Origin of the sequence: Pseudopedobacter saltans DSM 12145 (genome assembly GCF_000190735.1) — a bacterium.
GTDB classification, from domain to species: Bacteria; Bacteroidota; Bacteroidia; order Sphingobacteriales; family Sphingobacteriaceae; genus Pseudopedobacter; species Pseudopedobacter saltans.
The window spans coordinates 770,479-793,992 of the sequence record NC_015177.1 but is presented as its reverse complement, the minus strand read 5'-3'; the positions used below and the strand labels follow the sequence as shown (position 1 = coordinate 793,992).

Annotated in this window: 21 protein-coding genes; 10 read left to right on the top strand and 11 right to left on the bottom strand. The window is 35.1% G+C overall.

Annotation, left to right across the window (positions count from 1 at the left end; translation table 11 throughout):
- Positions 1-8: 8 nt before the first annotated feature.
- A complete protein-coding gene (locus PEDSA_RS03280) occupies positions 9-1,364 on the bottom strand; it encodes a 3-keto-disaccharide hydrolase (protein WP_013631731.1) in 1,356 nt (451 codons plus the stop codon).
- 201 nt (positions 1,365-1,565) lie between these two features.
- Positions 1,566-2,417: a sugar phosphate isomerase/epimerase family protein gene (locus PEDSA_RS03275; protein ID WP_013631730.1), complete on the bottom strand. Its 852-nt coding sequence runs from the start codon at positions 2,415-2,417 to the stop codon at positions 1,566-1,568.
- Positions 2,418-2,916: 499 nt separating this feature from the next.
- Between PEDSA_RS03275 and PEDSA_RS03270 the strand changes: the two genes are divergently transcribed.
- From PEDSA_RS03270 to aroC, 4 genes are all read left to right on the top strand, one after another.
- A complete protein-coding gene (locus tag PEDSA_RS03270) occupies positions 2,917-3,747 on the top strand; it encodes a prephenate dehydratase (RefSeq protein ID WP_013631728.1) in 831 nt (276 codons plus the stop codon).
- Positions 3,748-3,838: 91 nt separating this feature from the next.
- Entirely contained in the window at positions 3,839-4,945 is a 1,107-nt protein-coding gene (locus PEDSA_RS03265) for a chorismate mutase (protein WP_013631727.1), read from the top strand.
- Positions 4,945-6,183, top strand: a complete 1,239-nt coding sequence (aroA, locus tag PEDSA_RS03260) for a 3-phosphoshikimate 1-carboxyvinyltransferase (protein WP_013631726.1) — start codon at positions 4,945-4,947, stop codon at positions 6,181-6,183. Before PEDSA_RS03265 ends, aroA begins: the two co-directional genes overlap by 1 nt.
- A 72-nt stretch (positions 6,184-6,255) precedes the next feature.
- The gene (gene aroC, locus PEDSA_RS03255) at positions 6,256-7,344 is read left to right on the top strand and encodes a chorismate synthase (protein ID WP_013631725.1); all 1,089 of its coding nucleotides are present in this window, start codon (positions 6,256-6,258) and stop codon (positions 7,342-7,344) included.
- Between the two features lie 853 nt (positions 7,345-8,197).
- Here the strand turns inward: aroC and PEDSA_RS03245 are convergent.
- The 3 genes from PEDSA_RS03245 to PEDSA_RS03235 all read right to left on the bottom strand — a co-directional run bounded on the left by PEDSA_RS03245 (position 8,198) and on the right by PEDSA_RS03235 (position 10,437).
- The gene (locus PEDSA_RS03245; RefSeq protein WP_013631723.1) at positions 8,198-9,187 is read right to left on the bottom strand and encodes a 2-hydroxyacid dehydrogenase; all 990 of its coding nucleotides are present in this window, start codon (positions 9,185-9,187) and stop codon (positions 8,198-8,200) included.
- 14 nt (positions 9,188-9,201) lie between these two features.
- The gene (locus PEDSA_RS03240) at positions 9,202-9,978 is read right to left on the bottom strand and encodes an SDR family NAD(P)-dependent oxidoreductase (RefSeq protein WP_013631722.1); all 777 of its coding nucleotides are present in this window, start codon (positions 9,976-9,978) and stop codon (positions 9,202-9,204) included.
- 207 nt (positions 9,979-10,185) lie between these two features.
- On the bottom strand, positions 10,186-10,437 hold the full coding sequence (locus tag PEDSA_RS03235) for a hypothetical protein (RefSeq protein WP_013631721.1): 252 nt from the start codon (positions 10,435-10,437) through the stop codon (positions 10,186-10,188).
- Between the two features lie 170 nt (positions 10,438-10,607).
- Between PEDSA_RS03235 and nfi the strand changes: the two genes are divergently transcribed.
- Both nfi and PEDSA_RS03225 read left to right on the top strand, forming a co-directional pair.
- The gene (nfi, locus tag PEDSA_RS03230) at positions 10,608-11,306 is read left to right on the top strand and encodes a deoxyribonuclease V (RefSeq protein ID WP_013631720.1); all 699 of its coding nucleotides are present in this window, start codon (positions 10,608-10,610) and stop codon (positions 11,304-11,306) included.
- Between the two features lie 126 nt (positions 11,307-11,432).
- Positions 11,433-11,990 carry a dihydrofolate reductase family protein gene (locus PEDSA_RS03225; protein ID WP_013631718.1) on the top strand — a complete coding sequence of 186 codons (558 nt, stop codon included), beginning with the start codon at positions 11,433-11,435 and terminating at the stop codon, positions 11,988-11,990.
- 156 nt (positions 11,991-12,146) lie between these two features.
- Here PEDSA_RS03225 and PEDSA_RS03220 read toward each other — a convergent pair whose 3' ends face one another.
- The 3 genes from PEDSA_RS03220 to PEDSA_RS03210 form a co-directional block, all read right to left on the bottom strand.
- Positions 12,147-13,433, bottom strand: a complete 1,287-nt coding sequence (locus PEDSA_RS03220) for a citrate synthase (protein ID WP_013631717.1) — start codon at positions 13,431-13,433, stop codon at positions 12,147-12,149.
- A 204-nt stretch (positions 13,434-13,637) separates the two neighbouring features.
- Positions 13,638-14,159: a hypothetical protein gene (locus PEDSA_RS03215; RefSeq protein WP_013631716.1), complete on the bottom strand. Its 522-nt coding sequence runs from the start codon at positions 14,157-14,159 to the stop codon at positions 13,638-13,640.
- 54 nt (positions 14,160-14,213) lie between these two features.
- Complete coding sequence (locus PEDSA_RS03210) at positions 14,214-15,086, bottom strand: AraC family transcriptional regulator (protein WP_041536954.1); 873 nt, start codon at positions 15,084-15,086, stop codon at positions 14,214-14,216.
- A gap of 157 nt (positions 15,087-15,243) precedes the next feature.
- Between PEDSA_RS03210 and galK the strand changes: the two genes are divergently transcribed.
- The 4 genes from galK to PEDSA_RS03190 all read left to right on the top strand — a co-directional run bounded on the left by galK (position 15,244) and on the right by PEDSA_RS03190 (position 18,308).
- On the top strand, positions 15,244-16,398 hold the full coding sequence (galK, locus tag PEDSA_RS03205; RefSeq protein WP_013631714.1) for a galactokinase: 1,155 nt from the start codon (positions 15,244-15,246) through the stop codon (positions 16,396-16,398).
- A gap of 3 nt (positions 16,399-16,401) precedes the next feature.
- On the top strand, positions 16,402-17,442 hold the full coding sequence (locus tag PEDSA_RS03200; RefSeq protein ID WP_013631713.1) for a UDP-glucose--hexose-1-phosphate uridylyltransferase: 1,041 nt from the start codon (positions 16,402-16,404) through the stop codon (positions 17,440-17,442).
- A gap of 91 nt (positions 17,443-17,533) precedes the next feature.
- The gene (gene gloA2, locus PEDSA_RS03195) at positions 17,534-17,917 is read left to right on the top strand and encodes an SMU1112c/YaeR family gloxylase I-like metalloprotein (protein WP_013631712.1); all 384 of its coding nucleotides are present in this window, start codon (positions 17,534-17,536) and stop codon (positions 17,915-17,917) included.
- On the top strand, positions 17,907-18,308 hold the full coding sequence (locus PEDSA_RS03190; protein WP_245546824.1) for an OsmC family protein: 402 nt from the start codon (positions 17,907-17,909) through the stop codon (positions 18,306-18,308). The genes gloA2 and PEDSA_RS03190 overlap by 11 nt, the downstream gene beginning before the upstream one ends.
- Here the strand turns inward: PEDSA_RS03190 and PEDSA_RS03185 are convergent.
- From PEDSA_RS03185 to PEDSA_RS03175, 3 genes are all read right to left on the bottom strand, one after another.
- Positions 18,305-19,507 carry a CynX/NimT family MFS transporter gene (locus tag PEDSA_RS03185; RefSeq protein ID WP_013631710.1) on the bottom strand — a complete coding sequence of 401 codons (1,203 nt, stop codon included), beginning with the start codon at positions 19,505-19,507 and terminating at the stop codon, positions 18,305-18,307. The genes PEDSA_RS03190 and PEDSA_RS03185 overlap by 4 nt on opposite strands.
- A gap of 160 nt (positions 19,508-19,667) precedes the next feature.
- Positions 19,668-21,017 carry a polysaccharide lyase 6 family protein gene (locus PEDSA_RS03180; protein ID WP_013631709.1) on the bottom strand — a complete coding sequence of 450 codons (1,350 nt, stop codon included), beginning with the start codon at positions 21,015-21,017 and terminating at the stop codon, positions 19,668-19,670.
- 12 nt (positions 21,018-21,029) lie between these two features.
- Positions 21,030-23,354 (bottom strand): polysaccharide lyase 6 family protein, encoded by a 2,325-nt coding sequence (locus tag PEDSA_RS03175; RefSeq protein WP_041537242.1) that lies wholly within the window; start codon positions 23,352-23,354, stop codon positions 21,030-21,032.
- Between the last annotated feature and the right edge of the window lie 160 nt (positions 23,355-23,514).

Genomic DNA, 23,514 nt, shown 5'->3' with positions numbered 1-23,514 from the left:
TTATTGGTCTATAATTCTCTGATTTTGATACTTCTGAATGAAACATTATCTCCATGATCCTGTAACAGGATTCTTCCCTTAGGAGCCATTCCAAAGTTCTGCCAGTCTTTATATTTACTTTTTGCCACCAAATCATTGAATTCTTTAGACCCTCTTACAAACTCCAATACTTTAACTCCATTTAGCCAGTATTCCACCTTGTTATCCCGAGAAACTTTGATAATCCCTTGATTCCACTCTCCGATTTTTTTGATAAACCTTGCTTGTTTATTGGAGGTCTTCAAATCATACAATGAAGCCAGCGTTCTGTTTCCATCTCTTCCCAGTTTCGCATCAGGATGTTTTTCATCGTCAAGAATTTGGTATTCCAATCCAATTGCGGATCCTTTGTTTCCTTCCTTCTCGGTTACAAAATATTTCACACCACTATTAGCTCCCTCTGTCAGTTTGAAATCAAACTTTAATTCAAAAGCTCCAAATTCCTTTTCTGTAACGATGTCACCTCCATTGGTAGATTCTCCACCATCAGATTTTACTACACTAAGCACACCGTCTTTAATCTCCCATCCTTTAGTTGGAAAAGTTGGTTTATAAGCCCCTCTCCATCCTTTAGTTGAAACACCATCCCAAAGCATATAGAAACCTTCTTTCTTTTCTTGTGCCGACAAATTATTGGGAATAAGGTTAACAACATAAATATCATCCATTGGTGATGGTTTCAGATTTTCCGTCTTAATCCTGATATTTCTCCAGCGGATTTGCTTTCCCGGAGTTTCATTTTTTGGGATAGAATGTACCTGAAAAGCGATAAAACCTTCCGGAGTCATATTATCCACAACATTCGCGATAGGTACGCCATTTACCCAGGTTCTGATATTATCACCTATGCACTCTATCCTATATTTATTCCATTGATTGTTTTTAAAAGCGGTCTTAGCTCTCGGGTTTAAATCGGCGGTATACAACCAACCTCTACGAGCCTCATCGTAAATTCCTCCACTCCATGCTCTTTCTGAAGGATCTATCTCTACTTGATAACCATGTACTCTTCCGTTCATATAATCAGGATTGCTCAGACTCCTGATCTGAACGCCTGAATTCATGGAAGGATCAACGAAAAGCTCCAATTCAAGGATAAAGTCTTTATAATTCTTTTCTGTAGCCAAAAAGGAATTGGGTTCACCACTAACAGTGGTACCAACCATTTCTCCATTTTTCACTTCGTATTTGGCTTTTCCATTGAGTTGTTTAAACCCATCGAAGTTTTTCCCATTGAAAAGATTACGCCATCCATCTTTGTTTGGCTGTGCAACGGCAGCTACAGCACAAAGCATAAACGCACCGAAAATAGTTTGTATTCTCATAGTTTTAAATAATACGCTAATTCATCCATCTTTTTATACAGACTGGATTTGATTTAAATAATTTAGATATTTGGTTATTTTCTCTAATTAACTCAAAATAGCATTCTAAACAATATTTTGTGGGAGTTATTTTTACGTAATCGATTACGTTTAAAGAAAACAAAAAAGCTTCTATAATGCTATTTTACCATTTTATTCAACTTAATCGGCATAAGCAGTTTTCAATTGCGTTTCCAGATAATCTTTAGCTAAAGGCGCCTCTTTTGCCAAATCAGTCCATCTTCCTTCTATAAAAACCTTTCCTTGATAATCAATTTTCTTTAAGGCTTTAAAATATGGTATAAAATTTTCATTATTAACACCTGGTCTTGTGCGTCCTTCTTTCTCTGCCACTTCAACGTACGAAATCACATCTGCTGCATTCAGAATACTATTTGGAGATTCATTTTCTCTTAACATATGATATATATCAGCATTCAATCTGAAATTTGGATGATTAATAGCCCGTACTACTTCAGCAGCATCGGCCAACGTTGTCATAAAATTTGTTTCGGTACTATTTAGATTTTCCAGAAATATCTTAACGTTATTTTTTTGAGCTAAACCAGCCATTTTCTTACCCAGAGATATAAAATTTGATATTGCTTGCTGCCTGTTTACATCGTCTTCAATTTTTCTTGCACTTCCGCTACCTAAAACAATAGCTTCTATACCCAATATACTAGCTCTTTTAAAAACGCCCTCGGCATGGGAAAGCACTTTAACTTCATCTACATCTTTTCCTGCAATTTTTATATCGGAAGGAAAAAACACGTTACACATGTATACGTGACATTTCGCACTTTTTACCTTTCGTTTATTCTCCTGAAAGTCAGCTTCGGAAAGTCTTGGAGAAACCATTCTGGCAACCCCTTCTCCAATATATTTGTATCCGGCTTTATAAACCACACTATCGTTGCTAATCTGGGTTGCTATCCCAATTTCTGGTATCTTTTGACCATATGCATTGCTTAATAAAAACGAAGCAATCAAACTCATTACATGTACTTTCATATCGATTTATATTGATTGTCCCTAAAATAGAGATTAAAACAATTCAAATCAAACATCATTTTTGAAGTTAAATTACTGCGATAAATCATTTGAAAATTCAATAAATTTCACGTTAAAAATTGATAAAAATATCTCATTTTTTATACATTATTAAAACATCAAATACTCATTTAAGATTATTTAAAAGCCACTTTTATCAAAAATAACATTTAAAAAAAACATTAAAATATGCACAAAAAAATGGCTAAAAAACCAAAGAAATATTTAATTTTATTTTATAATAACCAGATTTTATTTTCAAATATTTTGGAGGTTAAAAATTAATTCATACATTTGTTCCGAACAAAAAGATATACATGAAATCATTTAACACATATTACTACTTCTACTTTTATTTTTCACAATAAGAGCGGGATATAATATGCAAGAAATGAAAATCTAAAATATTAAAGGCCCGTTCAAAAATGTCCGGGCCTTTTTTGTTAAGAGGAATTTAAAAATGGAAACTAAAAAAAGAGTTGCTATTCAGGGTATCAAAGCTTCATTTCATGAAGAGGCTGCATTCAAATTTTTCGGAACAGATATCGAAACTGTTGAATGTAATTCTTTTAAAGAAACCTTTCAGAAAGTGAAAGCTGGTGAAGCGGACTACATTGTTATGGCAATAGAAAACAGTATCGCTGGTAGTTTATTACCAAACTACTCTTTATTAAAAGAATTCAACTACCCCGTTATAGGGGAAGTTTATTTACACATACAATTACACTTGATGGGATTGCCGGGAGTTAAATTTGAAGACATTGCAAATGTTACCTCACATCCTATCGCTATTCGCCAATGTGGAGAATTTTTAGATGATTACCCACAATTGAAAGTAACAGAAAGCAGCGATACAGCAGCCTGTGCGAAAAGAATTAAAGATGAGCAGTTGAAAGATACTGCAGCAATTGCTAATTCGTTAGCGGCAGAAATGTACGGCTTGGAGATCTTAGAGAAAAGAATAGAAACCAATAAAAAGAATTATACACGTTTCTTGATTTTAGCTGGTCATGAAGAAGAAATTAAAAATCCGAACAAGGCTTCTGTATCCTTCCAGGTTAAAGACGAGATGGGAATTCTGTCAAAAATATTGAATGTTTTGGTTGAACACGAAATCAATATGAGCAAAATCCAATCTATGCCTGTAATAGGAAAGAGAAATGAGTTTACTTTCTATATTGATATGGAATGGAAAATCAATGGAAACTATGATTCTGCCATCAGAAAACTGTTGAGACTGACAAACAACTTCAACATTATGGGCGAATACAGAAAGAACGATAAAGTATAAATAATTTTTTAGTGCCGAATATTTAATTTTCCATAACACTAAAGCGCTAACTAACAACTAATAACAGACAATTAACAAACTAAAGTAAGATATGAAACTGAACTTAAATATACAACCACTAGAAAGCTGGTTCGATAATGGCGGAAAGCCTATCATTATCTCTGGACCTTGTAGTGCAGAAACAGAAGAGCAATTATTAGAAACTGCCCGTTTAGTAAAAGAAACTGGTAAAGTTAACATCTTAAGAGCTGGTATCTGGAAACCACGAACCCGTCCGGGAGAATTTGAAGGTATTGGTGTAGAAGGTTTAGTCTGGTTAGACAAAGCAAAAAAAGAAACAGGTTTACCTACAGCTGTTGAAGTTGCTACTGCAAAACACGTAGAAGAAGCTTTAGCTGCTGGTGTTGATATTCTTTGGATCGGTGCCCGTTCTACTGTAAATCCTTTTACGGTTCAGGATATTGCTGATGCATTACAAGGTGTTGATGTTCCGGTATTAGTAAAAAACCCTATTAACCCTGATCTTTCTTTGTGGATTGGTGCTTTGGAGAGAATAAACAGAGCAGGTATCACTAAATTGGCTGCTATTCATAGAGGTTTCTCTTCTTTCGAAAAATCTGCTTACAGAAACGAACCTATGTGGGATTTAGCTATACAATTGAAAACGTTAGCTCCTGAATTGCCAATTTTCAACGATCCTTCTCACATTTGTGGTGCCAGAGAATTAATTCCTCATATCGCTCAGACGGCTATTGATCTGGATATGCAAGGTCTAATGATTGAGGCACATAGAGATCCTTCTGTAGCATGGACAGACGCTAAACAACAGGTTACTCCGGCTAAATTGGCTGAAATTATCGACAACTTAACTTTAAGACACAGCGATTCTGATAATTCTGAATTCACTAATAAGCTAAACAATTTAAGGAACTCTATCGACAGAGTTGACGATTTAATTCTTCAAAAAATTGGCGAGAGAATGGCATTGGTTCAAAAAATTGGTGAATACAAAAGAGATAATGATGTTACCATTTTACAAGTAAACCGTTGGGAAGAAATTTTAGAGAAAAGAATGACTTTGGCTAATGCTCTAAAATTAGACAAAGACTTCGTAGAAAAATTCTTAGAATTAATTCATAGTGAGTCAATCCGTAAACAAACGGAAATCATGAACGCTTCAAAAAGTGAGGTAAACTAATGGGAAAGAATATTCTCATCAGCAATAGCAATAAGAATATCAATCAGACCATAGAACTGACAGGCTCTAAAAGCGAAAGCAACAGAGCTTTAATCATACAGGCATTAAGCAAAGGAAAGGTTCAGATAGAGAACCTTTCTTCTGCTGCCGACACGGTAACTCTGGATAATATTCTGAAAAATGCAGCTGCTGGAAATATTGCAGAAGCAAATGTGGGTCCAGCGGGTACTGCTATGCGTTTTCTAGCATCTTACCTTACAGTAAAAGGCATTAATACCGTCTTAACTGGAACAGAACGCATGAAACAGCGTCCAATAGGTATACTAGTAGACGCTTTAAGACATATTGGCGGAGAAATAGTATACATCGAAAACGAGGGCTTTCCTCCTCTTCAGATTCCTTCCCAATTCATTCAAAAGAGCGAAGCTGTAAAAATCAAAGGAGATATTTCATCTCAATACATTACATCTTTACTACTAATTGCATCTTTCCTTCCGAAAGGTTTGACTTTGGAAATTGAAGGAGAACTGACTTCTCGCCCTTATGTGGAAATGACTTTGGGCTTTCTGGAACAATGTGGTATTAAATATACCTGGAACGATAATAAAATTGCTATTCCACATCAGGAGTTTAATGAAAGCAAGTTAATTGTAGAGCCAGATTGGAGCGCTGCTTCATATTGGTATGCTTTTGCAGCATTGGCAGATTCTGCTACGATTACACTTCCTTATTTAAGACAAAATAGCTTACAAGGCGACAGTGCTATCGTAGAAATTATGTCGCATTTCGGTGTTAAAACAACTTTTAACGAAACAGGATTGATTTTAGAAAAAGTAAGTACACCGCTTGATAGTAAATTTTTTGATCTTAAAAACTGTCCGGATCTGGCACAAACTGTTATTGTTGTTAGTGCGGCTTTAGGTCACGAAGCTACCTTTACAGGACTGGAAACTTTAAAAATTAAAGAGACAGACCGTATAAAAGCCTTACAAGAACAATTAGCTAAAATTGGAGTAAAGCTTATTGAAAAGGATTTAAATTACACCTTAGATTGTAGCGGTTTACATTTCCCTGAGAAAATCTTCATCAACACTTATGAGGATCACAGAATGGCTATGGCATTTGCTCCGTTGGCATTATTTGTAAAAGAAGTTGAAATTGAAGAAGAAAGAGTGGTAGATAAGTCTTATCCTCACTATTGGGAAGATGTTAGAAAAATAGGATTCACGTTAAGCTAAAAGCCGAAGGCTGAAAGCTTAACGCTCCTAAAGACTAGATACTAAGTACTAACTACTAGATACTAAAAAAAAATGGCAGGAAATTCATTCGGAGAGATTTTTAGAATTACGACTTTTGGAGAGTCTCATGGTAAAGCTATTGGGGTTATCATTGATGGATGTCCGCCAAATGTTACTGTTGATGAAGAATTTATCCAGAACGAACTGGATAAGCGTAAACCTGGTCAATCTAAAATCACTACACAAAGAAAAGAATCCGACACTTGTCAGATTTTATCTGGTGTTTTTGAAGGAAAAACCACAGGTACTCCTATCGCAATCATCATTCCTAACGAAGATCAGAAATCCAAAGATTACGATCACAATAAAGACGTTTTCAGGCCTTCACATGCCGATTATGTCTACCATCAAAAATATGGCATAAGGGACCACCGTGGTGGTGGTCGCTCTTCTGCAAGGGAAACCGCCGCCCGCGTTGCCGCCGGAGCAATTGCGAAATTGGCATTGAAACAGGTAGGCATCGAAATAGCAGCTCACGTTTCTTCAGTTGGGACAATAGATGCTCCCCATGTTGACATTTCTTCGGTTTCAGAATTTGAAGCTTTAAGGGAAAGTAATATCGCAAGATGTGCCGATCCGGCTACTGCAAACGAAATGATTGCATTAATTGATTCGGTAAGAAAAGCTGGCGACACTATAGGTGGCAAAGTTTCCTGTACTGTCAAAAACTGTCCGGTTGGATTAGGCGAGCCTGTGTTTGATAAATTACACGCCGACCTGGGCAAAGCTATGCTAAGCATCAATGCTGTTCATGGTTTTGATTATGGTTCAGGTTTCGATGGTTCCACCATGCGAGGTTCAGAACATAATGACATCTTCGATGTGGATACCGATGGAAAAGTAATTACCAGAACAAATTTCTCAGGAGGTATACAAGGCGGTATCTCTAACGGAATGGACATCAATTTCAGGGTAGCATTCAAACCGGTAGCAACTATTATGACCAACCAGCAAACCATCAATAAAGATGGCCAGATTGATGAAATCAAAGGTAAAGGTCGCCACGATCCTTGTGTAGTTCCCAGAGCGGTCGCTATTGTTGAAGCTATGGCAGCTTTAGTAGTGCTGGATCATTATTTGAGAAATAAGGTATATCGGTAAATCTTATAAATAAAAAAGACTAAGGAATTACAAATTAGCTGTAATTCCTTAGTCTTTTTTATTTTCCATAATCCTGAAACATTTCTTTCGACAAAATATAGTTGTTCATAATCAAAATCTGACATTGACTCAGAACCAAATTCAACAAAATACAAGATTGAAATAAACGAATATATTAAGAGAAAACGGTGCCCCAATAATGTAACCTCAGCAATTGATGAAAAAATGTTCATTTTCCTTGAAATGAACATTTAAATTTACCCTATATAACAAATCCGGAGAAGTCAACAGCTAATTTCGAAATCCAATAATAGCTAATTTTAAACTTTAAGAAGCTGGTTAAAAATGGAAGTTATATATTTCAAAAAAGTGAGAATCACATTAGCTGTGCCAACTTGTAAAACTCTTTTTTTATCATACAGAAACTCATAAAACCACCATTCATTAAAAAATCATTATCATTTTGTTAAATAATGTTAACAGTCTTTGCAGATCGGTAGTTTCGCCTTATCTTTGAATCAGGTTTATAATTGGTTAGTTTAGGCTCCATTCTCCCCGTTTGGAGCTTAAACATTTTTAAGACTTTCCATTTCCTATACTTTTCTTAATTTATAAACGCAATAATTAATTATACTCGATTATTCTAATATAAAACATCAATCTTCCAACTAAATATTTTTATTTCTACAGATTTATTCCTGCACAATTCAGCTAAAATCAATGTCATTTACTAAGTCTTATCTCGTCCTTTTTCCAATCTGGAATGAATTAGTGAGTATAGCGACACATTAAAAGATAATTGCGAACTAAGGCACATACCACTATGTCCGACCAATTTAGCTACAGTTCCCAATTAGGTAATCTCCAAAACTTCAGGATTAATACATGTTAATAAAAATTCGTTATTGATTTTTGCTATTATATTTTGAACAGCCAATCTTGCCATTTCATCTCTTGTCTCTACCGTTGCCGATCCGATATGCGGAAGTATTGCAACCGTTGGCATCGTTAACAAAGGGCTATCCGCTGTCATAGGCTCTGGATTAGTTACGTCTAAACCCGCACCCCAAATTTTTCCGTCCTGAAGAGCTCTAATGAGGTCTTCTTCATTATGCACCGCGCCTCTTGATGTGTTAATAAAAATTGATGTTTTCTTCATTTTAGAAAAAACATCATAATTAAATAGTCCTTCCGTCTCTTTACTTAACTGAGAATGAACACTTAACACATCACTTTGCTTTAGTAAATCCTCGAAATTCACCCATTTTGCTCCTAATATTTCTTCAGCTTCAGCATTTCTGTTTCGGTTGTGGTAAATTATATCCATATTGTAAGCTCCTTTGCAAAGCTTTGCCATTTCTAATCCTATCCTTCCCAACCCAAAAACACCTAATGTTCTGTCATGCAATTCAATACCAAGAATATCTGTCGGAACATTTTTCTGCCATTTCCCGTCTAATATCTTTTTGTACTGAAACAGTGCCTTTCTCGACGAAGCCAACATCAATAAAAATGCTGTATCGGCAGTAGCCTTACTTAATACGCCCGGAGTATTGGTAACGGGTACACGATACTGATTTGCAGCCCCTATATTTACATGGTCATAACCAACACTCAAAAGAGAAACCAATTCTAATTTTGGGCAAGCTTTAAAAAAAGCCTCATCTAACTGATTAGAACCTATATTCAACAATATATTGCATTCCTTTACATTTTCAATCAGTTCTTCCTTGGTAATTTTTCTTTCGTGAGGCCATTGTCTATAAAAAATCCCTGCCTTATCTAATAACTCTAAACCTATTTGGGGAATTCTGCTCGTAATAAAAACTAATTTTTCTGACATAAACTATAATTTAGTTATTGATATATTTTAGCAGAAACGCTTTCCACTAAAGACTTAGGCAAAAGCCAGGATAAAAATACACCCATTTTATTAATCAATCCTGGTACAATCTCTTTTCTTTCGCTAAACATTGCTTTTACAGCAATAGATGCAACTTCCTCCGGTGTCATGTTTACCCTTTTTGCAGTATGTTGTCCGGTTCTTCCAACTCTCGCTCTTACGATAAACTCCGTGTCTGTTGGTCCGGGAGAAACACAAGTTACTGAAACACCACTACCTTCCAATTCTTTCGCCAATCCTCTGCTGAAAGATAAAACAAATGATTTACTAGCAGCATACAATGAAAGAAAAGGAATTGACTGATAAGCAGCAATACTTGCAATATTTAAAATATAACCCTTTTGTTGAGATTTTAGTATTGGAAGAAAAGTATAAGTCAGACTTGTTAAAGATATCATGTTCAGGCTTAACATATTAATCCAGTCGCTTAGCCCGGTATTTAATAAAGGTCCACTTAAACCGTAACCGGCATTATTAACTAATATATTAATCCCAATATTTTTTTCATTTAGAAAGTTTAACAATATGGTATTCGAGTCCGGATATGATAAATCTAAAGATAGATATAAAGCATCAACATCAAACTTAGCACTTATATCCGATGCCACTTCATTGAGTTTTTGCTCCGACCGGGAAACCAAAATCAGGTTTATTTTATGCGAAGCTAGTTTGTAAGCAATGGCTCGTCCGATTCCTCCGCTTGCTCCTGTTATTAAAGCATACAATGACATGATAACTTTGGTCCTCCTTTTATTTATTAGAATACAACCATATTTTCATTTATTAAGCAAATAACATTTTTTTATTACAAACTAAAAGCCAACCGATCATAAATAATAAGATATTTTTTATTACCACATTTATCATACTAAAAGCAGTTAACAAACAATTAGCTTATTTCGCTATCCGTCAACTGCTTTAAGGAATAAATACTCCATCTATTTAGTCGGAAGGGAAACTGTATCAGGTTTCGGATTAGGGTTTTCCGGATCTGGGATAGGAATCGGTAATGGATCTGGTTGTGTTGGCAAAGGAACTTTAGGCTTCTTAATCGTATCTGGTATTTTGATAGTATCCTGTTTCATTGCCAAATAAAAATCCTCATTCTTTTTAATAGGTGCATTTTCAACGACTGCATATGCCGACATAACAATACATGCTACACCAGCAATTAATCCAAACTTTTTCATAGTAATAATTTTAGTAGACATTAAATCGCCCGCATATTCCGAGCCAAAACAAGGGATAAAAAGAATATAAAATGATGAATTGGAACCAGAAACTCAGATAATTTCTATCATCAAAAACACTTAATAAAGTTAAATTAAGAAATCGGTTCTGTTATTGTTAGTAAATTATCATGAATGTAACTAATTACGATAAACTAAGTCCGTTTGAAGCTATCGCTTATCAGAATATACTAAGACATCAAATTGAATTAAAGCCATTAACCAAACAAATCAATACAATCGGCGGTGCAGATATTTCCTTCAATAAATATGAAGACACTGTTTATGCCGGAATTGTTATTTTAAGTTATCCCGATTTAAAAATAATAGAACAGGCTACAGTTATTGGAAAAAGTAATTTCCCTTATATCTCTGGATTATTGGCTTTTAGAGAGGTTCCAACTTTATTAGAGGTCTATGAAAAATTGAAAAACAAACCAGATGTTATGGTTTTAGATGGCCAGGGTATTGCACACAGAAGGCGGACTGGAATAGCCAGCCACTTTGGCGTTTTAACCAATACTTCTACTATAGGATGCGGAAAAAGCAGATTGTTTGGCACTTTTATCGAGCCCGCCAATCAAAAATTTGCTGAAAGTGAATTGATGGACAAAACCGAACGCATTGGTACCGTTCTGCGATCAAAAATCAATTGCAAACCACTTTTCATTTCTCCAGGAAATCTGTTAACAAATCAGGAAGCAATAGAAATTATCAAAAATTGCATAAAATCCTATAGAATACCCGAACCTACAAGATTGGCTCATTTACTGGTAAATGACATTCGCATCAAAAACAGTAAGCAAGATAACACACAAACTTTGTTTTAAATAAGATTCCTTTTTCCATTTTTTTAAAAGAATTTCAAATATATCGGGTTTAAAACAAGAAGGTATCGCATAAAAATTTGAAGACATATTCATTATTTTTAGAAAATTAAATCTAAATTCCATCAAATGAAAAAAATAATCTTTGCGATTAACGTGACTCTAGATGGCTGTTGTGATCACACGAAAGGAATGGCTGATGATGAAATACATGAATATTTCGCGGATCTCTTGCGACAAGTCGATGTACTTATTTATGGTCGCAAGACTTATGAGTTGATGGTTCCTTTTTGGCCCGATATGGCAAAAAATCATTCAGGACAGACAAATGCTATCAATGATTTTGCCCGGGCATTTGATGCCGTTAGTAAAATCGTTGTTTTTTCACGCTCTTTAGAAAAAATAGATCATTCGAAAACGACAGTAGTTAATACAAATCTTAGGGAAGAAATACTCAAATTGAAACAGGGAGAAGGGAAAAATATTTTACTAGGTGGTGTGGATCTTACTTCGCAAATTATAGAACTCGACCTGATCGATGAATATCACTTTGTAGTTCAACCTTTAATTGTAGGAAAAGGAAGAAGACTTTGGGATAGAGCTGATTTACCCGAAAGGTTACAATTGAAGCTTATAGAATCTAGAGTATTTAAATCGGGAGCTATTATGCTTCGTTATACAAAATAAAAAGAAACGCTAAAAACCAACTTAAATTATAGCATATCATACCCCCTCATTAATACTAGAATAGATGCTACAAATAAATTATTTATTGAATTTGAAAGTTGGATATATTGGAAAATAAAAAAAGCCGTCTCAAAAAATATTAGGACGGCTTCTTTTTTATCTGTTTTCTAAAGGAATATATTCTCTGTCTTTTTCCCCTACATAAATTTGTCGAGGCCTTCCAATAGGTTCTCTGTTTTCTTTCATTTCTTTCCACTGCGCAATCCATCCAGGAAGACGTCCTAAAGCAAATAACACTGTAAACATCTCTGTAGGGAAACCAAATGCCCTGTACAATATACCAGAATAGAAATCTACATTTGGATAAAGTTTTCTTTCAACAAAATATGGATCGTTTAATGCTACAGCTTCCAATTTTTTCGCTATATCTAAAACCGGATCGTTTATTCCCATTTTAGCTAAAACATCATCACAAGCTTTTTTAATAATCTTTGCTCTTGGATCGAAATTTTTATAAACTCTATGTCCAAATCCCATTAAACGGAAAGGATCATTTTTATCCTTTGCTTTTGCTACCCACTTTTCTACATCTCCACCATCTTCTTTTATTTTCTCAAGCATTTCGATAACTGCCTGATTAGCTCCACCATGTAGAGGCCCCCATAAAGCAGAAATACCAGCTGAAATAGAAGCATACAAGTTACAATCAGAAGACCCAACTATTCTTACAGTCGATGTAGAGCAGTTTTGCTCATGATCAGCATGAAGAATTAACAGCTTATTCATTGCATCAATAACAACAGGATCTACTTCATATTCTTCTGTTGTATAAGAAAATGTCATAGACATGAAGTTGGTTACATAATCCAATCTGTTTTGCGGATAATTTACCGGATGTCCCAAAGATTTTTTATAAATCCATGAAACAATTGTGGTCATTTTCGCCAACAATTTTATTATGGTAAGCTCTTGCTCTTCTTTACTTTGATTAGGATTTAATGATTCCGGATAGAATGCAGATAAAGAACATACTAAAGAAGACAATTGCCCCATTGGATGTGATTTTGAAGGAAATCCATCAAAGAATTTCTTCATATCTTCATGAACCAATGTATGTTTATTGATCTGATTTTGGAAATTTTCTACTTGTGCTTTTGTTGGCAATTCTCCGTAAATCAACAAATATGCAACTTCCAGGAAAGACGCTTTTTCTGCCAAATCCTCAATAGAATAGCCTCTATATTTTAAAATACCTTTTTCACCATCTAAAAACGTGATAGCACTTTTCGTAGCTCCAGTATTTTTAAAGCCACTATCTAAAGTTATATATCCGCTCTGATCTCTTAATTTAGAAATGTCTATTGCTTTTTCGTTTTCTGTTCCTTCAATTACCGGCAACTGGAGAGTCTTCTCTCCTAGCTTAATTTCTGCTGTTTCTGACATATAAAACTGGTATTTTGCACAAATTTAAAAATCCTTGCAACATCTATCCTTTGTTACACGGCATTAAATATCTGTAAAATGTAAAAATAAATTAGCATCCGCTAAGATTTTTCAAGTATAAGAATATTTATCAACAACTAATAAAGATTTAATAAAAAAAGGCCCTCATTGAAGGCCTTTTTTATTAAAAATACAAAATCATGACTATTTCGATAAGTTAAAGGAATAAGCTGCTCTAACAGCTACCATACCATTACTTCCTCCGTTGCGCTCAAAACCTTCATATCTCAATCCAACGTCCCATTTTTGGTTAGCATAACCAATGTTGGGCGCCCACACAAAAGAGGTTCCATAGCCTGATTTTGTTGCAAAAGCAGCACCAAGTTCTGGTTGTACATAAAATGTATTTCCAAAGAAAAATTTTGCCCCTGCTTTCAAAGGAATCATATCGGTTCCAATTGTTTCTCCATTAATTTTTGGTTTTCCGATAAAACCATAATAACCAGTGGTTAGAGTTAAAGATGTTCTTCCCACTAAGTCATGTTGTAGTCTGATATCCGGTGCAATTACAAAGTCTGCATAATCTTTAGTTGGAACTCCTAAGCCAAGAGCTACTCCTAACCTGGTTCTCGTACCGTCCGGATTGGACTGTTGTGCATTTATATTACCTGCACAAAACGTTACCATAGCTGCTACAGCAAGCATTTTAACTGAATTCCTGATCATAGTTTTAATTTTTTGTTATAAAACAACAATCACATTCCAAAAGACATACCAAAATTATTTTTGTAAAAGAGATTGTTTATATTTTATAGGCGAAATCCCCATTATTTTGGTAAACAAGCGCGAAAAATAAGCCGCGTCCTGAATTCCAACTTTATAGGCAATCTGTTTCATTTGCAAGCCAGTATTCTCTAAATACCTGGCTGCTCGCTTTATTTTAAGCTGGTTGAAATATTCCAGAGGAGAAATACCGGTTGTTTCCTTAAATAGATGAGAAAATTGCGAATTTGACAAACTGGTCATTTTGGAAAGTTCTGCTAATGTAAGATTGCCTTCCACTCTATTTTTCATAAAATCTATCGCCTCCTCTATCCTATTTTTAGATTTATCCTGCTGATCTTTCTTTACCAAAGCAAAACTAAAAACCAATGAACTTAAAAAGTTTATCAGACACATATTAAGTATCAATAAATTGTCTGTACTATACCCTTTATTTAAATTATCGAATATCGCTCCGAAAAGCGCTATGCGTTCTTCGTTATAACTTAGGTTTCCTTTTGCCATTTTATTACGTTTATAAAAAAAATCAAGCATATTGTTTATCAAAGACAAATCATCCTTAAAATAAAACCAGTAAAAACTCCATGGATTTCCTTTATTGGCGTAATACGCATAATCGGTTAATTTAGGAATGATGACAAAATCACCTATATTCAATACATGTTGATGTCCATCTATTACAACTTCTCCTATTCCGTCTATACAATATAATAATATATATAAACTGTTTTCCCGACCTTCACTATGCTGATGTCTCGCTTTTGGGAAAAAACCTATTTTCGAAAATATCAATCCTTTTGAATCTTCATCTTTTAAAACGCTATCCACGTCTATAATTCGTTCTCCGGAAAAGCCTTTTCGTTTTTTCATACAACAAAATAATCCAATTATTACGTAATATAATCCAATTATAGAGATTTTATTTGCTATAAATTCAAAAAAATTTAGAAGGGAAATGATTATATTGATTAACACAATTCAAAACTGTATTTAATCATCTATTAATCAGTTATTTTAGATATTTCAAATGGAACAATCTCATCAACTTGTAATTTCTACATTTAGAGAAAATTTTAATCAGGAACCTATCGTAGTGTGTTCTCCGGGCCGTGTAAATCTTATTGGCGAACATACCGATTACAATATGGGTTTTGTACTTCCTGCCGCGATAAATAAAGGTATTTATATTGCCATAAAAAAAAGAGATGATGATGTAGTATCTCTCATTGCTGCAGACTTGAATAAAAAGCACCAAACTACTTTAAAAGACTACAAATACTCGGATGATAACTGGCCCAATTTTATATTAGGCGTTGTCGATCAATTGTTAAAAGCCGGAAAACACCTAAGCGGATTTAACGCTGTTATCTCTGGCGACGTTCCATTAGGAGCAGGCATGTCTTCTTCTGCAGCTTTAGAATGCGCTGTTGCGTTTTCTTTAAACCATATTTTTGACCTGGGTTTGGATAAATTATCTCTTGTACAAAAGGCGCAAAAGGCAGAAAATGAATTCGTAGGTCTTCAATGTGGCATTATGGATCAGTTTGCAAGTGTTTTCGGTAAGAAAAAACACGTTATTAAATTAGATTGCAGATCATTGGAGTACGAATATGTACCTTTTGATATTGAGGGAATTAAAATTGTACTTTTTGATTCCATGGTAAAGCACTCTCTTGCGTCCTCTGAATACAATGTCCGAAGAAGTCAATGCGAAGAAGGTGTTTCTATTATTCAACAAACATATCCTCAGGTAAAAACACTTAGAGATGCTACCCTAGAAATGGTAGAAACCTGCTTAAAACACACTAGCGCCGATATATACAACCGCTGTAAATATGTAGTTGAAGAGAACGACAGATTATTAAAAGCTTGCGAGGATCTGAAGCATGGCGATATAGAATCTTTCGGACAGAAAATGTATGATACACACGAAGGTCTAAGCAAATTATACGAGGTGAGTTGTCCTGAACTAGATTTCATTGCAGCAAATGCAAAAAAAGAATCGGCGATATTAGGCGCAAGAATGATGGGAGGCGGCTTTGGCGGCTGTGTTATCGCATTAGTAAAGGAAGCTGAAGTAGATGAGGTTGTAAAAAGAATGAAAGACTTGTATTTCCAAAAAATGAATAAGGGAATGAATGTCTATATCACGCAAATCGAGGACGGCACAAGAATATTATAGAAAATGAGTTTTAGTTTTGAAGAACATCCACATAGAAGGTTAAACATCCTTACCGGCGAATGGGTACTGGTCTCTCCTCATAGAACCAAAAGACCCTGGCAGGGAAAAGTAGAAAATTTACCGGTAGACAATAGACCTGCTTATGATGAAAAATGCTATCTATGCCCTGGAAACACTCGTTCCGACGGAAGCATAAATCCACCATATAAGGGACCGTACGCTTTCACTAATGATTTTTCGGCCTTATTGCAAGACACCCCTTCTGGAAAACTGGAAGATGGTTTACTACAGGCTTCCAGCGAAAAAGGAATCTGCAGAGTTATTTGCTTCTCACCACGCCACGACCTCACTTTGCCACAAATGGAAGAAGATGATATCGTAAAGGTAATAGATCTTTGGCAGGACGAATTTTCAGCATTAAGCAAAAATGAATGGATTAAATACATTCAAATTTTCGAGAATAAAGGCGAGATTATGGGATGTAGCAATCCCCATCCTCACGGGCAAATCTGGGCACAAAGTACCGTTCCTGGAGAACCAGCTAAAGAAAGTATCCAGTTTAAACAATATTTCGAAAAAAAGGGAAAAAGTATTTTAAGTGATTATGTTACGTTAGAACAGCAAAAACAAGAAAGAATTGTCTGCGAAAACGAACATTTTATTGCGATTGTCCCTTTCTGGGCAGTTTGGCCGTTCGAAACCATGTTAATAAGTAAAAGACATGTTCAGAATATTTTGGAATTTACTGAAGAAGAAAAAAAGGCCTTTGCAAAAATATTGAAGAACCTTACCATAAAATACGACAATCTGTTTGAAACTTCTTTCCCTTATTCTGCAGGTATGCATCAGGCACCTGTAAATGATGGTGAGCATCCCGAATGGCATTGGCATATGCACTTTTATCCGCCATTACTTCGTTCTGCAACAGTTAAGAAGTTTATGGTTGGTTATGAAATGCTTGCAAACCCGCAAAGGGATATCACTCCGGAACAAGCTGCAAAGAGATTGAAAGATTTGAGTGACATTCATTATCTAAAAAAATAAAAAAGAACCAAACCCTAATCGCGACTACTATTTTTACAAAAATGTGCAGTCGCGATTTTTATTTAGTAGCTTAAGGCTTAAAAGCAAAAATATGTTTGTCGACATTCATCACATCGCTATCATCTGCTCTGATTATCAAAAATCAAAACATTTTTATACTCGGATACTCGGACTTGAAGTAATAAATGAAACTTATAGAAAGGAAAGAGATTCTTATAAACTTGATTTAGCGTTGAATAAGCATTACATCATAGAATTGTTTTCATTTCCAAATCCTCCTGAAAGACCCTCCAGACCGGAAGCCTGCGGCCTGAGACATCTCGCATTTTCAGTAAAAAACATCGACCTTACAGTGGAACTCCTAAATAAAAAAGGTGTTTCTACCGAAGACATCAGAATTGACGAAATTACCGGGAAACGTTTTACTTTTTTTAGTGATCCGGATAATTTACCTTTAGAGATTTATGAATTATAACAATATGGATTCTATTATTGCCTACAATGCCAGAGAACGATACAGGACTGTTATTACAGATAACGAGCACCAAATTATTGCCGATGAACCCATTGCAGTTGGAGGTACAAATCAGGGGCTTTCTCCTTCTCAATTATTAGCATCTTCACTAGCTTCCTGTTCGGCAATTACTATAAGAATGTACGCAGACAGGAAAAAGTGGGAGTTGGACGAGATTATTATCTCTGTATCTATTGTTAAGCAGCTAGCAACTAAAACAACTAAATTTAGAAAGCAAATTGATTTTACAGGGAATTTAACCGAGGAACAAACTGCCAGACTCAAAGAGATAGCAAATAAATGTCCCGTTCATGTAATCCTTAGCAATTCTATTGAAATAGAATCAAACTAAACATATTTATTTCTTGATGCTATTAAGCCTAAGCCCAATAAGGAAAAAGACAACAAGAAATATAATAAAAGTGGATATGTCCAATCCAATGTCAGGTCATAGATTAAGCCAAACAATGGAGGCGAACACGCTGCAATAAGATATCCAAAAGATTGTGCCATACCAGATAATTGTGCAGCTCTGATAGACGATTTTGTTCTAAGAACGAAGAACATCATCACCAGACTAAAAGCTAATCCGCCAGAGAAGCCAATAGCCAGTACCGAGGGAACTATATATGTTGTCTTAAAAAATACAATACCAATAGTCCCTAATAATAAAGCTATCGCCGTTAGCCAAACCAATGGAGCTTGATTTTTCATTTTAACAGCCAAAATAGGACCTATAAACGTAACTGGCAACTGGGCTAATTGTACATAGGAAAACGTCCAGCCAGATTGTTCTTTAGTCATACCCCAATCTTGTAAAATAATCGGAAGCCAGGCTACCAGCATATAAAACAAGCAAGATTGAAGTCCCATGAATAAAGTAATGCACCAGGCCAAAGGAGATCTTAGTAAACTTGAAAAACTTTCTCTTTTTTGCTCCGCTATGATATTTTGTTCTGTTTTTTGTGATTTCCGGCTGTTGATTAGCTGAGGAATCCAGACTGCAAAAGCAATTAAAGAAAGGATAAACCAAACACCTATAGAACCTTTCCAACCCCAACCGGTTAAATGGCCCATTCTTATGCTATAACCAGCAGCCAATGCTCCTATTAAATTCATAGAAACAGTAAAAATCCCTGTTACCAAGCCTAAGTTTTTTGGAAACTTATCTTTTATAAAAGCAGGCATTAGAACATTCCCCATAGCTATAGCAGTTCCAATCAGTGCTGCACCGAGAAACAAAAACGGTACATTTCCCTGAATTCTAATCAATAATCCTGCGGTGAGTACAAGCATTGAAAATCCCAAAACCTTTTCAATACCGATTTTAGAAGCAAATTTCGGAGCTAAAGCTGATAGAAATCCAAATGCCAGTAAAGGGATGGTAGTCACCAAACCAGATTGAAATTTATTCATATTTAACTGGGCACTAATTTCCGAAATAACAGGTCCCACAGATGTAATTGCTGCTCTTAAATTAGACGATATAAAAAAAACACCAATTACAGCTATAATTACTCCCCAGTTTATCTGCTTTTTCTCTTCTTCCATGCGCTATACTACCTCAAAAATTGAGGCAAATTTAAGCTTTGATTTGTTAACGATTTGTAATATTGAGTTAAACGAATGAAAACATAATTTATCAGAAAATAAGAAGGTTACCCAAATTATGGATAACCTTTTACTTTAATTAAGCTTAAAACAACCTGAATTAAAAGTTCATTTTAACATTATTCCATTCCGGACCAATCTTTTCCTTTTTCCAAAACGGAGTCTTAACATCATTTTTCTTTTGCCAGATGCCGTCTGATTTTACCAAATCAGAGCCTACCTTCGTAAAACCTTTTGGCAGAGAAGAAGCATCCGTCTGATTATTCTCTATTAGTAATCCTTCAGGCTCATTTTCTGTCTTTATTACTGTGCGAGTATTAATGACATAGTTGTTTTTTAAAAATCCATCTTTAGGTGGGAGCATTCTCTTCTCATTTTTTCCGGCGCCGATGTCTATACCTTCCTTAGAATCGGCAATAATATTACCAACTATCTGAGGATTAATAACTTGAAAATATTCATGCAATTGAGGTTTTTCCAAGGCACTCATTATGGAAATAGCTGCTCTTAGTCCACTTCCGTCCAGACCTTGCAAATAGTTACCAAAGACTTTATGATTTTCGCCAATAATACGAATGCCTCCGGTATTCTTTTTTCCGTTTCCGAGAATGTAATTATTAGACACCGTATTATAATTTCCATGTCTAAAAGTTACTGTTCCATCACATTCATAAAAAAGGTTATTGTTCACCGTATTATGTCCCGACTTTAAGGATATAATTTCCATTTCTCCGTCGCACTTATCGAATATATTATTCTCTACCAAAGTATAAGAATCATGCATAGACCATGTGCTGGTTCCAATTCTTATTGTTTCTCCTCCGTTCACCCCCAAAGCAGGTCTTGGTCCAAAATAATTATGATCTATTTGATGATGATTCGGTTTCTCGTCAAGCCAGACTACCAATGTAGTTCCCTGATGGGTCTTACCTGTGAAATCACAGTGGTCTACTCTATTATTTTCGCCGTTTAAAGAAAGCCATTTATAATCAAAAGTTTTATCCGGATGATTATAATTTATTATCGAAGAGTTTGTTATCCTGCTGTTCGAAGTACTTTTCGTAAAAAGAATAACATCTGCTTTTTCAGAAAAACCATCTTTAAAAACAAAACCATCTACCACTAGCCAGTTACCATCAATTTTCAGGTTAGAGTTCCCTGAAAAAATCGTCTCCCCACCTTTTTCTGCTGCTAAAACGACAGGTTTTTCTTTCGTTCCGTTGGCTTTGAAATTAATTTGTTGATTTTTCCAGTTACCTTTCTTGAATATAACCTTATCACCTGGCTGCAATTTAAGGGCATTAAGTTCGTTTGCTGAAGAAATATTATAAATATTTCCGGTAGCAGAAATTGTTTTATTGATACCGTCTGTTATTTTTTCGGAAGCACATGCTTGGGAAATTACCGGAAACAACAAAAATACTGATACGGTTAACTGTTTATAGTTCATTGAATATTGATATTAATTGATTTTCGCTCCTAATGCCTTTCCATCCGAAGATTTACTGATTAAAGAAGAACTGCTTTTTAAATTAAAATTCAGCTTAGTCAAATCAACAAATTCCGGATTAATATTATATATATTTTTTCCTAATACCTTATTGTAAAACGACTCTACTCTGCCCGAGTTATAAAAATCACAATAATCAACAACTATATTATCCCATCTAAACTCTCTAAATTCAATAGATCTTCCCCCTTGCCCACTATTGGCAAATATGCTGTTAGTTATCGAAGCATCCTGCACTCCAACCAATCTGATTACTGTTCCTTGCTCTCTATTTTCAACCTCATTAAAAGTACAATGATTTATCCGCACAAATGGCCCCAATGTACTTTCGTCGTTTCCGCCACGATAGACATTTATTGCACTCCCCATTACATTGGTAAATACTGTATTGGTTACAATTGTATATTCTGCCCCATAAAAACCTTTATCTTCTTTTTCTTCGGCAACATTTACAGCCGTACCGGAAATATTTCTAAATAAAGAATTTTTAATTACAATACTATCCGCTAATGTGCTTTTCGAAGCTTTAACCCCAGCAAAAGAACTTTCATTATAATCATAAAACTCACATCCATCTATAGTTAGATTATAGTGTCTGTTCATTGGCTGATCTGTAGATCTGATTCCTGCCTGCACATTTCCAAAACTTTCAAAAGCCCCTTGAAAAGCAATATTCCTTACTTCCAGATTTCCTCCATTTTCTATGGTTATCAATGCAGGTAAGGTTTTATAAGATGCATTTACAAATACAGGTTTGCTATGTAATGCTTTATTGGCCGCTATTACAATCGGCTTATTGATCACAATTTCCGATTCCAATCGATAAATCCCTTCTTCAGCTAAAAGGATAGTATCTCCTGCGTTTGCTTTGTCAATATATTGTTGTATTTCTTTGATATTGGATTTATTTACGGCTATCGCTTTATTATTGATTACCGACCTTGTTCTATCCGTATTAAACCACCTTGCTCCAACATCATTCAACGTAATAAATGAAAGCTTTTTGGGATCGGCTCCGTAGCCTTTTGCTTGTGGAATCTTAATTCCATTCTTTGTAAAAAAGGAGGTTTTTACCTGAATAAATCCTTTTTCCGAATTTGCCTTATCTATAACATTATTAAATACAGAAACACCTCCGTCGTTATTATTATCTACGTAAATAGGATTATTCGGATTAACAAAAAGGTTTCTTTGAAAAGTTACTTTTTGTGGTGATAAAGTTCTTTCTGCATCCTTGCCGGCTCCAAAAGTCAAAGCTGTACAATTTACAAATGTATTGTTCTCTATTTGTACATCTACAACCTGATAGTATCTATTAATTAAAGAATTAGGTACCCCATTCATGATAGACAAAGGAGATCTGAAAGCGGTTCCTCTCAATTCCATAAAAACATTGTCTGTAACTTTATGTCCTGGATTGATGATCCTGACACCCCCGGTAAATGGCTTGTTATTTCCTAAAAACAAGTTTCCTGTGATTGTATTATTAGCACCGTGTCTTAGCACTAAACCTCCTTCACATTCGAAAAAAGTATTTCTGCTGATATTATTCTCTCCAGATTTTATGGAAACGATTTCAACCTCTCCGTTACAACGTTCAAAATAATTATCTACAATTTGTGTTCTTGATGGTGTCAACGAGTATCTCGAAACGCCTATTCTTATCGTTTCTCCTCCATTTCCACCAAAACGCTGACGTCCCTTAAAATAATTATGATCTACACTATGATAATTTTGCTGACTGCGTTCATCGTTCAATTCAGCAATTAATACAGGACTCGCTGTTAGTTTATTGATAAAAGTATTATGGTCTACCCGATTATTCTTTCCCCATAACACTATCCAGTTTTCATTCCTGAAACGGTCTGGATTATTAAATTCTTCTATAACGCATTCTGTCAAACGGCAGTTGTTTGCCAATCTATCATTATTTACCCTGAAAACGATTAAATCCTTTTCTGGCGTGTAACCATCTTTAAAATGCAGTCCTTTAATTACCAAATATTCTCCAGCAATTTTTAAGGATGATTGTCCGGTTATAACAACCTTTCCTAAGTTTTTAGGCGCAATAACAATTGGCTTTGCAGCGGTTCCTTTTCCTTCTACTACCAAATTTGCATTTTTCCATTCTTTATCTTCTAAAAATATGGTATCGCCGGGTACAGCGTTTTGAACCGACTTTTTCAACTCTGTAGGAGTGGAAACGGTTATGTTTTTAGCGTATGAAAACAAAGAAGTAAAAAGAAGACTTCCTAATATTAACTTATATTTCGGCATATATTTTTTTATAGCAACGGAACTGTCTAAAAAGATCATTGTCATTTCCCCGAAAACTTTGGGAGAAGAATCTCATTTACAAATATTTGCGATAGAGATTTCTCCTCCTAAAGTCGTTGAAATACCAATGTCGTTTAAATCTTTAGACTTTCCTATTTAG

Bases quoted from the DNA above. Each gene is read 5' to 3' on its own strand.
- PEDSA_RS03280 (WP_013631731.1), bottom strand. From the start codon at position 1,364: ATGAGAATACAAACTATTTTCGGTGCGTTTATGCTTTGTGCTGTAGCT.
- PEDSA_RS03275 (WP_013631730.1), bottom strand. From the start codon at position 2,417: ATGAAAGTACATGTAATGAGTTTGATTGCTTCGTTTTTATTAAGCAAT.
- PEDSA_RS03270 (WP_013631728.1), top strand. From the start codon at position 2,917: ATGGAAACTAAAAAAAGAGTTGCTATTCAGGGTATCAAAGCTTCATTT.
- PEDSA_RS03265 (WP_013631727.1), top strand. From the start codon at position 3,839: ATGAAACTGAACTTAAATATACAACCACTAGAAAGCTGGTTCGATAAT.
- aroA (WP_013631726.1), top strand. From the start codon at position 4,945: ATGGGAAAGAATATTCTCATCAGCAATAGCAATAAGAATATCAATCAG.
- aroC (WP_013631725.1), top strand. From the start codon at position 6,256: ATGGCAGGAAATTCATTCGGAGAGATTTTTAGAATTACGACTTTTGGA.
- PEDSA_RS03245 (WP_013631723.1), bottom strand. From the start codon at position 9,187: ATGTCAGAAAAATTAGTTTTTATTACGAGCAGAATTCCCCAAATAGGT.
- PEDSA_RS03240 (WP_013631722.1), bottom strand. From the start codon at position 9,978: ATGTCATTGTATGCTTTAATAACAGGAGCAAGCGGAGGAATCGGACGA.
- PEDSA_RS03235 (WP_013631721.1), bottom strand. From the start codon at position 10,437: ATGAAAAAGTTTGGATTAATTGCTGGTGTAGCATGTATTGTTATGTCG.
- nfi (WP_013631720.1), top strand. From the start codon at position 10,608: ATGAATGTAACTAATTACGATAAACTAAGTCCGTTTGAAGCTATCGCT.
- PEDSA_RS03225 (WP_013631718.1), top strand. From the start codon at position 11,433: ATGAAAAAAATAATCTTTGCGATTAACGTGACTCTAGATGGCTGTTGT.
- PEDSA_RS03220 (WP_013631717.1), bottom strand. From the start codon at position 13,433: ATGTCAGAAACAGCAGAAATTAAGCTAGGAGAGAAGACTCTCCAGTTG.
- PEDSA_RS03215 (WP_013631716.1), bottom strand. From the start codon at position 14,159: ATGATCAGGAATTCAGTTAAAATGCTTGCTGTAGCAGCTATGGTAACG.
- PEDSA_RS03210 (WP_041536954.1), bottom strand. From the start codon at position 15,086: ATGAAAAAACGAAAAGGCTTTTCCGGAGAACGAATTATAGACGTGGAT.
- galK (WP_013631714.1), top strand. From the start codon at position 15,244: ATGGAACAATCTCATCAACTTGTAATTTCTACATTTAGAGAAAATTTT.
- PEDSA_RS03200 (WP_013631713.1), top strand. From the start codon at position 16,402: ATGAGTTTTAGTTTTGAAGAACATCCACATAGAAGGTTAAACATCCTT.
- gloA2 (WP_013631712.1), top strand. From the start codon at position 17,534: ATGTTTGTCGACATTCATCACATCGCTATCATCTGCTCTGATTATCAA.
- PEDSA_RS03190 (WP_245546824.1), top strand. From the start codon at position 17,907: ATGAATTATAACAATATGGATTCTATTATTGCCTACAATGCCAGAGAA.
- PEDSA_RS03185 (WP_013631710.1), bottom strand. From the start codon at position 19,507: ATGGAAGAAGAGAAAAAGCAGATAAACTGGGGAGTAATTATAGCTGTA.
- PEDSA_RS03180 (WP_013631709.1), bottom strand. From the start codon at position 21,017: ATGAACTATAAACAGTTAACCGTATCAGTATTTTTGTTGTTTCCGGTA.
- PEDSA_RS03175 (WP_041537242.1), bottom strand. From the start codon at position 23,354: ATGCCGAAATATAAGTTAATATTAGGAAGTCTTCTTTTTACTTCTTTG.